Raw genomic sequence first — 14,633 nt, 5'->3', positions numbered from 1 at the left:
AAAAATAACCAACCCCTGAATAATACTTGTATAAAACTTGAATAAAAACGGTAAAGCACAAAAATATGGATACACACACGCTCCCCCAAGCCTCCTCCACTGAAGCATTGCAAAACCTTAAAAAAGACATTGCAACACTGTGTCAAGAGCTACAACGCCCCGTGGAAGAAGTTGAACTTATCGCTGTTTCAAAAACTGTTTCTATTGATGATATACGTCCCCTTTTGCAAGCCGGTCACTCTCAATTTGCAGAAAACCGCGTACAAGAAGCAGCACAAAAATGGCTGGGATTACGTCAACAATTTGAAAATATTAAACTTCATCTTATCGGTCCCTTACAATCCAATAAAGCCGCTGAAGCCGTTAAAATTTTTGATGTCATTCAAACGGTTGATCGTGAAAAAATAGCCAAAATTTTGAGCATAGAAATGCAAAAACAACAAAAACATCTTCCCTGCTATGTTCAGGTCAACATTGGCTTAGAACCGCAAAAGAGTGGAGTTACCCCGCAAGAAGTAGCCCCTTTTGTTTCTCAATGCAAAAACAACTATGGACTTGATATCATTGGTCTGATGGCCATCCCCCCTATTGAGGAAAATCCTGGTCCCTATTTCGCTCTCTTAGCAAAACTTGCAAAACAAGCAGAACTCCCAAAGCTTTCCATGGGCATGTCTAATGACTTTAAAACAGCTTTACAATTTGGCTCGAATGTCCTTCGCATTGGCTCTGCTTTATTTGGCAAGCGCCCTATGTAAAGCAATTTCCTCTCATATATAAATTCCCCTTGAAAACTCTACGAACAAGCAAAAAACAACAGGAATAAGAAAGATATTTCCCTCAAACTCAAAAAAGCACAACTCTAACAGAAAAATTCCCGTTTCTCTTTCATCCCATAAGTAAAAGGAACAAAAAAACTGCTCTTCCTAAACTTCTCACCAGCACATCCTTAACCCATAACATGGCTTCAAAACAGCTCTGCTTTAATTTTCACGGTTCTTCACCTTGGCTCTACTTCGCCCCCTCTGGTCACCACTCCACCAAAAGCACCTTTAAAAAAAGAGCTCCTGAATATAAAAGTAAAATAATAAATGATAGGTGCGTTGCGCATAAATGAAAAAAAACTGTCGTGGAATAAATAATCGCAAAAAAAAACATTCAAAACGATTATCGTAATGATTTCCATTAAAAACTAAGAATTCTCTTAATTTCCTCAACACGCGTAAATAACTTCTCCACATACCAATAACGTAAAGTAAGCCAAAAGAAGCTTAGGTCTATCAACATGGTACTTCAATTCTCTTGTAAGTCACTTAGGCACAATAAGCACCTCAAATGCCAAAGCGAACATAAAAAACAGTGCTAAATAACATGATAGCAATCATAAAGACAACGCGATAGCGCAGAGACTTTTTTCACACTGCAAGAGGCAAGAGGCAAGAGGCAACAACCAACAATTGCTAAAAAAGGCATTAACGCCATTCATACATACACACAATAACAACACAACGGAGTTCAATTATAAATATGTTTCTTTATTATAAAATTATAACTCAAAAGAAAATATCAGGTGCAATTTTTATAAACTTAAAATTTAATTAAGAAAAAACAATGATGTTATTCTTATATTTTTTAAATATTATAAATGATATTTTTATCTATACATAATATATTTATTATTTATACAGAATTTTTATTGTCATTTTTAAAATTTATTTTTTTATACTGTTTTTAATAGAGATAATTTAAGTTGGCGCCCATTGCACAAATTTTGCATAACACAGTGGGCTTCGAAAGGGGTTTTATGATAACAGTCCATTCTTATACGGAAGAGAGGATTAAAATGGGCAGTTCAAGTTTATCACATGCTTCACATGGTGTAATAAATTTCTGGGGAGAATATAATACTGGTGGTTATATCTCGAATTCAAGTAAAGATGCACTCTTTTGTGCAGGTGCAACAACGGTAGGCGTTGGATTGGCAAATGTTGTTTTTCCGGAAATATCAAGATCTATAAAAGCAGCTGTAACAGCAGCCTATGGAAGAGGAGCAGTTGCAGATCTTTTCTCTACAGCCAAGGAGTGTAACAAGTAAACTCAAGAAATATTATTTTAATTTATAGATAATAACCAAGCACGATATCTCTGAAGTTAGGAGCCTGAGAAGCATGTATTTAATAAGAGAAAAATAACTGTCTGATAGCTATGGATAACATAGTTTTCAGAGATATTTATTATGGATTGCATCTTATAGTCATGATTTTGCTATAATAAATATTCATTTATGAAATTGTAATAATGTTTTATTGTTTTATTTTTATCTATCTATACTAATATTATCAAATTATTTTTTGTACGAAGTTAAAAACTATCTATAATAATAGGATTATTGATAGTAATTATATTTCTATTTCTGATATTTTATGTAGATAATTTTGTTTATATTAATATTTATTAAATTTATTCTTAAAAAACACTCTCATTTTCCCTTCTTTTTTATATGATATTTTTTTAATGTCTTTAATGTGTTTATAAAAAGCTCTCTACCACAATAGGCTCTGCCGCATTTGAGCATCCTAAAGAAGCATAAAATACGCTCTTCAATATTATCACATCAGATTTTAAAATTGACTATTCCAATCTTTGTCATTTAATCTACCCTCAAAATGAAAAGCTTATGGGGAAGTTTTGCCTAAAGATACCATGGCTCATTTTCTCTACAATAAATAAATGAAAAGAGGGAACATATGTCTGAAAAAATTTATCCAATATCAGAAGATATTAAAAAAACTGCTCTCATCAACGAGGAAACTTATCAAAAATGGTATCAAGAAAGCATCAATGATCCAGAAAGCTTTTGGGCAAAACACGGTGAATGTATTGAATGGTTTAAACCTTTTACAAAAGTAAAAAATACGTCTTTTAATGATGATGTATCAATTAAATGGTACGAGGATGGAATAACAAATGTTGCCTATAATTGCATTGATCGCCACTTAAAAGCCCATGGAGATAAAATCGCTCTGATTTGGGAAGGAGATAATCCCTATCATGATAAAAAAATAACCTATAATGAGCTTTATGAACATGTTTGTCGTTTTGCCAATCTCTTAAAGAGCCGTGGCATTAAGAAAGGCGATAAAGTAACCATTTATCTTCCCATGATTCCCGAAGCTGCCTATGCCATGCTTGCTTGTGCCCGCATTGGTGCTGTTCATTCGGTTATTTTTGCAGGCTTTTCTGCTGAGGCGATAGCAGGACGCCTTGTTGACTGTGAATCAACCTTCATTATTACCGCTGATCACGGCTTGCGTGGAGGCAAAAGGATTAACTTAAAAGACAATGTTGACCATGCCATTAAGATTGCTGCCCGTCAAAATGTGTATGTTGACCAAGTCATGGTTATACGGCGAACTTGCGGACCAATTGATTGGGTAGAGGGACGTGATTTTTGGTATTATGAAGAAATCTCTGATACCAAAACAGACTGTCCAGCAGAACCTATGAATGCTGAAGATCCGCTTTTTATTCTTTATACTTCCGGCTCTACAGGCAAACCCAAAGGTGTTTTGCATACCACAGCGGGCTATCTTATTTATGCCGCGATGACCCACAAATATGTTTTTGATTATCATCTGGGTGAAGTTTACTGGTGTACAGCCGATATTGGTTGGATTACGGGGCATTCTTATTTAGTTTATGGACCTTTATGCAACGGTGCAACCACTTTAATGTTTGAAGGCACACCAACCTTTCCTGATAAGGGAAGATTTTGGGAAATTGTCGACAAACACAAAGTCAATACGCTCTATACGGCACCAACCGCTATCCGCGCCTTAATGGGAGCGGGAAATTCATTTGTTGAACGCTCGAAAAGAACTTCCTTACGTCTACTAGGAACCGTAGGTGAACCAATTAATCCAGAAGCATGGGAGTGGTTTTATCACACTGTTGGCAATGATCATTGTCCAATTCTCGATACATGGTGGCAAACAGAAACAGGGGGACATATGATCACACCTTTGCCTGGAGCAATACCCCTCAAAGCAGGCTCCGCCACACGTCCTTTTTTTGGTGTTTGCCCCCAAATCGTTGACGCTGAAGGTAATGTTTTAGAAGGTGAAGCAGAAGGCAATCTTTGTATCAGCGATTCATGGCCTGGACAAATGCGCACGCTTTATAAGGATCACGAGCGTTTTATTCAAACCTATTTTTCCACCTATAAAGGAAAATATTTTACAGGCGATGGCTGTAAGCGCGATAGCGATGACTATTATTGGATTACAGGACGGGTTGATGACATTCTCAATGTCTCAGGGCACAGGTTAGGGACTGCGGAAATTGAATCTGCCCTTGTTTTGCACCCTGCTGTATCAGAAGCCGCTATTGTTGGTTACCCACATCCCATTAAAGGACAAGGAATTTATAGTTTTGTCACTCTCATGGAAGGCAAAACATCCAGTGACCAATTGCGGAAAGAGCTTATTCAACATGTCAGAAAGGAAATAGGCTCCATTGCTATCTTGGATAAAATTCAGTTTGCTCCGCAACTTCCCAAAACGCGATCAGGAAAAATTATGAGACGTATTTTACGCAAAATTGCTGAAAATAATTTCGATAATTTAGGAGATATTTCAACCCTTGCCGAACCACAAGTTGTTGAAGATCTGATTGCCAATCGACAAGATTAAGGAAAGACGACAAAATACAATATACGGTGGTTTTTGTTTTTCGCACAAATATCTCGACATTGTTATGAAAACCACCGATGAGAAGAAAAAATTCCAAATGGGAATATGCTCTTCATGGAAATATGCATATGAATTAAGTGAATTAAGAAAATAAGATAAAAAGAGCAACTGAGCTTTTTAAAATTGCCTTTTTAATGGCTTCAAGCCCCCTCAATGCAAAAAAGTCTCTGGAAAAGAAGGAACGATAATTCTGATGTTTATACTAGAATCACTTTGAATTTCCTGCTAAAATCATAAATAAAGGGAGAAAGAGCAAGTATAAATAATAATATTTTTGAGCAAGAATATTTATCGATAACAAAAGCGCAGAAAAAGCCATGAAATTTAAAATGAACAAGCTTACAGCAAAAGCCTAACGCAATGAAAAGGAAAAAATTTTTAGAATAAATGCTACAAGATAAAATCAGGAGTAAGAACAAAAAGTGATTCATTTTGAAAATGTTGGTCTGCGCTATGGAATGGGCCCAGAGGTCCTTCGCGATATTAGCTTTCATATTCCTGCTGGCTCATTTCAATTTCTCACGGGGGCCTCTGGGGCGGGTAAAACATCATTGATGCGTCTAATGTTTTTGGCACTCAAACCAACGCGTGGTCATATTGATTTATTTGGAACAGACACAGCTTTACTCAAACGACAAGAACTTCCAGCTCTGCGACAACGTATTGGTGTGGTTTTTCAAGATTTTCGTCTCCTTGACCACATGACCACTTATGAAAATGTCTCTTTGCCCTTACGCATTAAAGGGCAAGAAGAAGCAACCTACCGCAGTGAAGTAGAAGATCTTCTCTGTTGGGTAGGTCTTGGGGATCAGATTCATGTTTTACCACCAGTTCTTTCCGGTGGGGAAAAACAAAGAGTCGCCATTGCGCGCGCGCTTATTGATCAGCCTGAAATCCTTCTTGCGGATGAACCAACAGGAAATGTCGATCCGCCCTTAGCAAAACGTCTACTACGTTTGTTTATTGAATTAAACCGTTTTGGAACGGCTGTAATCATTGCCACCCATGATATCGCCTTAATGGAACAAGTTGCAGCACGACGTATGCTTCTCCATAATGGACGGATGACGATTCATGAATAAATTTTTCTCCATTTTTACCAGCAATAAAAAAAACACAACGGCGATTATTCCCAATAGCAATATTTCTGGGCAAGCGCTGGTTGCTGTAATTGCTATTATGACATTTCTCTCAAGCCTCACCTTAATTGGTGTTGATTTAATCCAGCGCTCTGCCAAAAATTGGAGCAATCAAATTAGCTATGAAGCCACAATTCAAATACGCCCCATTGACAATGTTGATATCAACAAAGCACTTCATGATGCAGTAACATTGGTTAAAACCTTTTCTGGTGTACAAGATGCAAAAATTGTTGACCAAAACGCCACCGAAAAGTTACTCGAACCATGGCTTGGAACAGGTTTTAATTTGAACGAATTGCCCATTCCCCGCCTTATCATTGTCACCTTAAAAGAAGATGAAACAATCAATTTTCCCGCCATCAATCATGCCATTAAAACCCAAATTCCAGGCGGTCAATTTGATGATCACCGTGTTTGGGTCCACCGTTTTGCAACCATGGCATACACCACTGTTTTCATTGGTTTTTCAATTTTAGCATTGGTTTTAGGCTCTCTTATCCTCACCATTATTTTTGCCACCCGTAATGCATTGGCAGAAAATGCCCATATTATTAATGTTTTATATTTCCTTGGTACTGAAACCCTTTTCATTGCGCGTCAATTTGACTGGCATTTTTTTAAAACTGCGCTGCGCGGTGCTTTATATGGTGGTCTTACAAGTATATTTCTGTTTTCGTCCTTTTGTCTGTGGACAAATTATAACTTAGGAAAAGCAGAAGCTAGCCAAGTAACCGCTTTATTTGGATATATTTCCATAAATTTCATTCCTTATGGAAAAATTATTCTTCTTATTATTTTTGTTTCTTTTCTCACAACCCTTACAAACCGCATGACTATTTTAGCACAACTGAAAAAAATCGATCAATGTGAAAACGGTTTATTTTAATTTTATGACTCACAACAGTTCCAACTCATTGACTCAAAAAAATTTAGAACGTCCTGTTTCAAAACAGCCCCACCATAGCTGGTCGCCCCGTTGTTTATTTCGCTATTTTCCACCCACAACCCTTACTCTTGCGGTCATTGTTTTCATTTTTTGGGGTGGTTTTATTATTTTTTCTGAAAAAACCGAACGGCTTTCTCCCCCAACGCCTCTTCCCAAAGCCGATGCCATCATCGTGCTTACAGGCGGAGAACACCGAATAGAAACAGGACTTCATCTCTTACAAAAAGGGCTTGGTTCACGACTCCTCATCAGTGGTGTAAACACTTCAACCAATCTAAGGGGTTTTATGCATAACATGCATATTAGCCCACAGCTTATCTCCTGTTGTATTGATATTGGGCATCAAGCAGCTAACACCAGAGGAAACGCGGAAGAAAGCGCCGCTTGGATTAAAAAGAACCACTATAAAACCCTTTATATTGTCACCCATGATTACCACATATGGCGCTCAATGCGTGAACTTAAATATCTCATGCCTGATATCCATTTCATTGCTTACCCTGTGAAAAAGAGTGATGCTGACAGTACAATACAACAGATTAAGCAAGCCCGCATTCTTATAATCCAATATATTAAAACGCTCCAAGTCTATATCAGAACCGCCTTCTGATCTGTTCCTCCTAGTCCTTTACTCTTGTGACCTTGCTGCCTTTTGACCACTTCCTAGTGTCTTCTCCATACCCCTCGAGTTACCGCCATAAAAGCACAACAAAGCTTCCCCTCATACAAAGCAGAACACTCCAAGAAACGTATCACTATCTTACACATTCATCCCGAGACATCTCTTACATCCCAAACATTATCCCACACATATATATACCATGCTTAATATAAAAACAGCTCTTGTAAATAAAACTCCCCAGACAGCTATAAGATCTCCAAAGTTGTTATAGAGATCCATCGCTCCCTCTTTACGTTTCATAAAAAATGCAAACCACCCCATCCTATATTTTGCCCGCTCCTCATATGACAATAACTCTTAAGCCACTTGGAACGATCGGTAAGGGGCATGCTTTACGCCCTTTTTAAACACTAACATGCCAATCTCATATGACATGCAAGAAAGTAATTTTAATAAATTTAAAATGAGAAAAATTTATGATCCTTAGATTTCTCATTCAACAGAGAAAACATTAAACGATTATTATAAATCAATAGATGAGCAACAATCTCTTTATTCTATAAAGCATCTTCATGAGAGCATTTTAAATCATAGATAGAAATAAGCTCAAAACGCACACCACCACAAACATCCCACACACTTCATAGCAATCTTTTTTTAAATCATTTCCCTTTCTAAGATCCCTTTTTATTTGGTTTTCTCCCCATATCTTACATGATCATTTAAACTCCACAAATCTATAAACAATAATAGTCTGGATTTTTGTCTAATGCGCCCCCCTACTCACTTCCAATCGCACCCGCTCAAAAGACAGATTGCATGAGAGTTATAACTTCATCCCCATATCTCAAAAGAGAAAGATTCCTATCAGGAATGGTTTATAAACAGTCCACTTTCTCTAAACAAGCTCTGCTCGATTTCCCCATTTATAGGATTTACGCTCATAAAGCGTGACAAACAAACTTCACCTGAGAATATTCACCCCTGTTGCTAAAGCCCATGTATCAAAATTTTAGCTGTCTTATTGCGCAGGATATTTTATTCTCACCAAGATAAAGACAAATCCTCTTCATCTTAAAAGAAGAGCCTTAAATACCGTAAGATTCCCTCTTTTCAAATCTATTCTCTGTTGAATCAATCAAAACTGTTTGTTTACACATCACAGGAAAAGAGAACCTGCGTAGCATAAAACTGTCCCAAAATAGCATGCCTCTTATGAAAAGTCTCAAGTGTCAAGGGCTTATCGCAAAATTGGGAACAGTGGATGATAGTTCCGACTTGAATCACGCTCCCTTAAAGAAGAGTGTTTTATCACCGTCCCTAAAGACTCTCATTTTACCGCACAATGGACAATTGAACCTTTTCGGACAACTGAACCTTTTCAGTTTCTCGCACTTCCAATTTTGGAAGATTACGCACAATTTTCATGGTTTCTAAGCTTACAGTAATAACCCGTTGAAACAATTCCAAAGGATAAGCTGGATTACCCAGCGTCTCAACAGCATAACGATTAGCATCATTCACAATCCCACTTGCCTTATCTGTTTTGACAATCTGCCGCTCCATCACCCATTCAAGAGCAGGCCTGCCATTGACCACATAATCATAAGCTTCAAGAGGAATATTTTGCATCGTAATATTGCTATTATAAACCACAGTGCTTTTATCAATAGCCCCACGCTTACCCGCAAATTTCATCGCTTGAACACGATAAAAACTCTCCGCGTCAGCAATCACCCAAGTTTTTGGATCACCTTGTTTATAGGTCACCGGATAGGGCTCAACCTCTTCATAATTCATATGCAGATCACCAAGCTTTCGCCCCGCTGTCACAAAAGCCCAAAAGTCTTCTACTTTTTTGACCGTTGGAATCCGTGGCAATTCTTTAGACAGATTATGCGCATAACGCGCACAGTAATCCTCAGAATGCAAAATTCCATAAACATAATAAAACAAATCATCTTTTGTAATTACTTCACCAGGATAAGCTGCTTTAAAATATGCCAACCCTTCATCCGTGAGTGCATCACGCCGCTGTAAACCAGATTTTTTTCTGCCTTCTGCAAAATTTGCAAATAAATGAACCTGATCTTCCTTTTTACCTCCTAAAGACTCAGAATCTTCATAAACATACCGTGGAAAACATTGTCCAGTATCCATTGTATGAAGATTAGACAAATTCTTAGTCATAAGAACAGAAAAACCACTGCTTGCTCCAACTCCTGTAACTTGTATCACCCTATTTTCAAACGCTTGTTTCATCAGAAATATCCGTGGCATTTGATATATTCTCTCATTAAAAGCGCGATTATAATAGAGCCACTGTCGTGTAAAAGGACGATAAAGACTCTGAACTAAACAATCACTTTTAAACTCGAAAAACTTCCCTCTTACTAATTCTTCTTTAAGACCACTGCTCCAACTGATTTTTTTAGCATCTGTATTGACAAAATCATTTACAGCATTTGCACGCACTTTGCGGTTAGAATGTCCATACGCAACATTAAAACGCTGGACTTCACTATTATAAAAAGAAATCATATTGCTCATATTATTGGCTAGAGTTTCACAACTTGAATTATTTGCCCAAGCATCACGACCAGTTTGTATACCACGAGAAAAAGTGTTAAATAGCTTTTTATTGCTACCCTTTTTATCACCTAAGGCTAAAAATTTCTCAAAATCACTGTTGCGCTGATTCAACCAATCGCCATGCTCATCTGGTGTAATCATCTGCCAACCATGTTCATTCTTGATACCACTAATGCAGCCCAATCGCTTAAGCTCATAGAGTTTCTCTTTTGTTGTGAGATTATTACCAATATCATGATAATAAATTTTACAAGGTCTTGTGGCATTGGGATTTTTAACAAACAGCGTCACCGCAATTCCTGTCATGCTGCCACTACCGAAAACATTTTGCCCTTCTTGCGCACGCCCTTTACTCAAAATATTTTTACGAATATCACCCCGCAAATTGAGAACATAAAGACTCGAGAACTCTTTACTCAATTCTTTTCGTAAGCCATTCGTAGAATATCCATTGATAAAACCTGAATTTGTCACAAAACCAATCACACCACAGTCTTTTATGCGATCACTTGCCCAACGAATAGCACGAATATAACTGTCATAAAGTCCATTAACATTGCTCGCTTTAGATTGAGCAGCATAAGTTTCACGAATACGACAATCCAATTTTGGATAGCCAATATTTTGTGCATTGTCGTTTTCATTTTTTTGTCCAGAAGAATAAGGAGGATTGCCCACGATAACACGAATATCGAGCTCCTTCTGGCGTGACCTGCGGGTGCTATTATCCACCAACAAATCACTTATCAAATCTTTATCTTGTTCATAAAGCTGAAATGTATCGGTCAGACAAATTCCCTCAAAGGGAACATAATCACCGCCCATCAAACCATGATAAGTTGTCTCAATATTAATAGCTGCAATATAATAGGCTAAAAGCACAATTTCATTGGCATGAATTTCATGACAAAATTTGTGCTTCATTTCTTCTGGTTTTATCAAGCCTGATTGTAAAAGCCGTGTGATAAAAGTCCCCGTTCCGGTAAACGGATCCATGATGTGCACACCCGAAGAACCAAGCGTTTGGCCAAATTCTTGCTCTAAAACATCATTGACAGAATGAATGATAAAATCCACCACCTCAACGGGGGTATAAACAATGCCTAGTTTTTCGACCGTGCGTGGAAAAGCATAACGGAAAAATTTATCGTAAAGCTCTATAATTAACCTCTGCTTTGCTTGTGGATCGGTAATGCCACTAGCGCGTAATTTTACACTGGCGTAAAATTTCTCAAGATCTTTGGATTCCTTATCAAGATTGGCTTCATCAAGCACATCAAGCATCTGTTGCATAGCACGCGAGACAGGATTTTCACGCGTAAACTGATAGCCTTCAAACAACACCTGAAAAACAGGACGCGTAATGATATGTTGTGCCAACATCTCAATCGCATCAGCCTCTGTAATCGTATTGTTTAAGTCATCACGCAGTTCTGCTAAAAACTGGTTAAAAGCTTGACGCGCCCTCGTGTCTGGCTCTGCCAGAATCCCTGTTAAGCGCGTGATATGATTCTTAGCAATTTCCGCAATATTGCTCGCCCAGTCCTCCCAATAATCACGCGTACCGCATTTTTTAACGATCTTTGCCATGATCGCACGTGAAAGCTCATCCACAGAGAAGGAAAGTTGCCCTTTGTTCTCATCTGTAAAAAGGAAATCACGCTCAGGACTTCCAATGCCCGATCGTGCTGGTTGTGAGCGAACCGGAAGATTGTCGACAACGGCCGTCACAGCTTGTAACTCAGTACTCTGTGTCACCCCAATAATCTCAATCACATTGCTGATATCTTGCCCTAGAGATGCCTTATTAATTGTCGCATCAAAACGATCATCATGCGCACGCAAAGCATTTAAAATTTGCCAAACAACCCGATATTTTTCATTGTTATTCAAAGCTTGTTCCACTGGAATCCCAGAGGGAATGCCAATTGGCAGAATAACATACCCCATCTTTTTACCCTCAGAGCGACGCATCACCCGTCCAACCGATTGGACAACATCAATCTGACTCTTGCGTGGATTTAAAAACATGATAGCATCAAGAGCTGGAACATCGACCCCTTCAGACAAACAACGAGCATTGGTCAAAATACGACAAACATCATCCCCGCTCTCAGCTTTTAACCAATCAAGAAGAGCACCACGATCTTTGGCATTGAAAGTGCCATCAACATGTTCCACTTCACATTTTAAAAATGGCTCTTTTTCGATGTTCTCTTTCGTATACTCAAGATACTCTTTAACAACCGCAGAAAATTCATCGCGAACTACTTTAGAACTTTGAATAGTTTTACAAAACGCCAAAGCACGATGCATGGGATAGAGATCCGTGCCAATATCAGGCTTGATATCTTGTTTTGTCAGCGCCTTATAACAGCCGATAATTTTCGTGGCATCATCCAAAACAAGCTCAGACTTGTCATCACTAAGACGCTTTTGAACAGCGGAACTTACTAGTTTTTCATCCATTGCTAAAACAATAACCTTATAGTCCGTTAAAAGATTATTTTGTACAGCCCAAGAAAAACCCCGATAAAAAAGTGTTTTGCCAAACAGCTTTTCATCATCCATCGAAGCAAGAACGGCATTCACTTCATGTGCACGACTTTTTACATTATCACCAAAAATGCGTGGTGTCGCTGTCATATAAAGACGTTTCTTGGCACGAATAATATCGTTGGAATGCACCTTAACAAAATTGGATTCATCCTCTCCCACCAGCGTTGCACCTGTTGTACGGTGCGCCTCATCACAAATGATAAGATCAAATGTTGGGAAACCATAATTTTTCTGCGCATCAGAAACCACCTGAAGAGATTGATAGGTTGCAAACACCACGCTCATCTTATCTGCAACACTCTTCTTTGCCTGTTCTGCAAGTTTTGCCGCATCGGTTGTCGCCGGAAAAGCAAGATCAAACACATCAATTTCAGCAACATCATGCGTATTTTTACGACGCTTTCCCACTTGTGTATCAGAACAAACCGCAAAGGAACGTAAATCAATTTCAGCATCAGTTGTCCATTCACGCACCGTCTGTGACATCAGTGCCAAGGAGGGCACAAGAAACAAAACAAACTTTCCTTGACCGGCTAAATCCTCAGCAATCTTAAGACTGGTAAATGTCTTACCGGTTCCACAAGCCATAATGAGCTTACCCCGATCAGCCTGAGCAAGCCCCGCACGCACAAAACGCAATGCCTCCCCCTGATGGGGACGGAGTTTCTTTTTACCCTCCAGCGCAATGGTGCCTCTAGCTGCAAAAGTCTCCCAACGGATTGGACTTTTTTGCATATCGGAAAGATTGATCCGTGTAACGGGAATTTTTTGCCCCTGTATCATTGTTTCAGCATTGTCAGTCCAAGCATTTAGTGTACTATCTACGATCACACGCCGCTGAAACGGTTCTTTCCCTGATGCAGAAATAAAACTATCAATATCTGCTTTTTTAATCCGATAGGATTCCTCATAAAATTTACATTGAATTGCTGCAAAACCATCTTCATGACGAAGCTTTGCCACCAGATCAATACCGGTATCACGACCATCATGGCCATTTTCATGTGCCCAATCTTTAAAAGTTTGAACCTTTTCATAACACTGAGACTGGAGAGGGTCATGGGTCAGATAAGCAAGAGCAAAACGCTCAAAATACGTCCCCTTATCCCGTTCGGTACGCGCTTCCTCACGATATGTCTGTAAAAGCGATTGTAGCGTCGTCATGCTTTTTCCCCAATGAAAAATACCCTCAATTATCGAATCTAGACCAATTCGTCACTGCCTCTTGTATTTTCCCCAAAAGGTTTAAAATGTCTTAATTTTAAGATGTTCTTTCTATCCTTGACGACATAATATGAGCAAATCTCTTTTCCCCTCCCAAACTATATGATGAATTGACTGATGTCTCCTCTCTTATGGAAATAAAAGGAAAGTGTGATGATTTTGAAAATTTTTTTTTGCCTTTTGTAAAAAGACACAATAAAGCGAGCAATAATTTTAGGATTGAGCTTAAAAAATGAGAGGGGGGAAATGGACACGACACCTGCAAACACACAAGACATAAAGGAAGAAACCCCGCACACAAAACAGCGCATTCTAAGAACGATAACGCGTATAATATTCAACATATTGATTTTTTTCATCTTTCTTTTTCTTTTGTTCTTTCGTGGTCCGATTCTTGCCGTATTAAACTTTCTAGCGTTCGGATCGGCTTTATCGTTACTTTTTTATTGTGGGGAGTATACTAGGAGGGCTAGGAGGAACAATATCAGAAAACACAATAATAGTCATTGCTTTGGTTGTTTTTCTTTTCGGCAGCTTATCTGCGGCTTGGTTTTACGATGCTCTCTTACTCCGTCTCGCTCCTGCTAATTATGAGCTTATGCTTTTTCAATAAATGAAACCCCCTTTCATTCACACATCATTCAAAATGAGAGGCTTTCCACCTCTCAAACTTTTTTATCCTCCTCACCAAAATCATAAGAGCAAACCTGCATTTTACGAAGTTGCGTCTTACAATCCCACCCTTATGGAAACACCGATAGCATCCTTATCGCAGACAACCAAATAGCTTGTTTATCTCA

The 14,633-nt window shown here is 38.5% G+C and carries 7 protein-coding genes; 6 read left to right on the top strand and 1 reads right to left on the bottom strand.

The features are described 5' to 3' along the window. The first annotated feature begins 65 nt into the window (after positions 1–65). The 6 genes from PVV59_RS04785 to PVV59_RS04760 all read left to right on the top strand — a co-directional run bounded on the left by PVV59_RS04785 (position 66) and on the right by PVV59_RS04760 (position 7,446). Entirely contained in the window at positions 66–755 is a 690-nt protein-coding gene (locus PVV59_RS04785; RefSeq protein WP_273754929.1) for a YggS family pyridoxal phosphate-dependent enzyme, read from the top strand. 1,046 nt (positions 756–1,801) lie between these two features. Next, complete coding sequence (locus tag PVV59_RS04780) at positions 1,802–2,092, top strand: hypothetical protein (protein WP_273755066.1); 291 nt, start codon at positions 1,802–1,804, stop codon at positions 2,090–2,092. A 652-nt stretch (positions 2,093–2,744) separates the two neighbouring features. Next, entirely contained in the window at positions 2,745–4,688 is a 1,944-nt protein-coding gene (gene acs / locus PVV59_RS04775; protein WP_273754928.1) for an acetate--CoA ligase, read from the top strand. Positions 4,689–5,170: 482 nt separating this feature from the next. After that, positions 5,171–5,830, top strand: a complete 660-nt coding sequence (gene ftsE / locus PVV59_RS04770; protein ID WP_273754926.1) for a cell division ATP-binding protein FtsE — start codon at positions 5,171–5,173, stop codon at positions 5,828–5,830. After that, positions 5,823–6,776: an ABC transporter permease gene (locus PVV59_RS04765; protein WP_273754924.1), complete on the top strand. Its 954-nt coding sequence runs from the start codon at positions 5,823–5,825 to the stop codon at positions 6,774–6,776. Before ftsE ends, PVV59_RS04765 begins: the two co-directional genes overlap by 8 nt. A gap of 4 nt (positions 6,777–6,780) precedes the next feature. After that, positions 6,781–7,446, top strand: coding sequence for a YdcF family protein (locus PVV59_RS04760; protein WP_273754922.1), 666 nt, complete (start codon positions 6,781–6,783; stop codon positions 7,444–7,446). 1,347 nt (positions 7,447–8,793) lie between these two features. On the opposite strand, the gene PVV59_RS04755 is transcribed toward PVV59_RS04760, so the two are convergent. Further along, a complete protein-coding gene (locus PVV59_RS04755; RefSeq protein WP_273754920.1) occupies positions 8,794–13,773 on the bottom strand; it encodes a type ISP restriction/modification enzyme in 4,980 nt (1,659 codons plus the stop codon). Positions 13,774–14,633: the final 860 nt, after the last annotated feature.

It is taken from the genome of Bartonella sp. MM73XJBT.G (genome assembly GCF_028618435.1).
Lineage (GTDB): Bacteria > Pseudomonadota > Alphaproteobacteria > Rhizobiales > Rhizobiaceae > Bartonella.
This window is presented reverse-complemented; position numbering and strand designations above follow the sequence as displayed.

What these genes read in the sequence shown, in the direction of transcription:
- PVV59_RS04785 (WP_273754929.1), top strand. Translation starts at nt 66, where the DNA reads ATGGATACACACACGCTCCCCCAAGCCTCCTCCACTGAAGCATTGCAA.
- PVV59_RS04780 (WP_273755066.1), top strand. Translation starts at nt 1,802, where the DNA reads ATGATAACAGTCCATTCTTATACGGAAGAGAGGATTAAAATGGGCAGT.
- acs (WP_273754928.1), top strand. Translation starts at nt 2,745, where the DNA reads ATGTCTGAAAAAATTTATCCAATATCAGAAGATATTAAAAAAACTGCT.
- PVV59_RS04765 (WP_273754924.1), top strand. Translation starts at nt 5,823, where the DNA reads ATGAATAAATTTTTCTCCATTTTTACCAGCAATAAAAAAAACACAACG.
- PVV59_RS04760 (WP_273754922.1), top strand. Translation starts at nt 6,781, where the DNA reads ATGACTCACAACAGTTCCAACTCATTGACTCAAAAAAATTTAGAACGT.
- PVV59_RS04755 (WP_273754920.1), bottom strand. Translation starts at nt 13,773, where the DNA reads ATGACGACGCTACAATCGCTTTTACAGACATATCGTGAGGAAGCGCGT.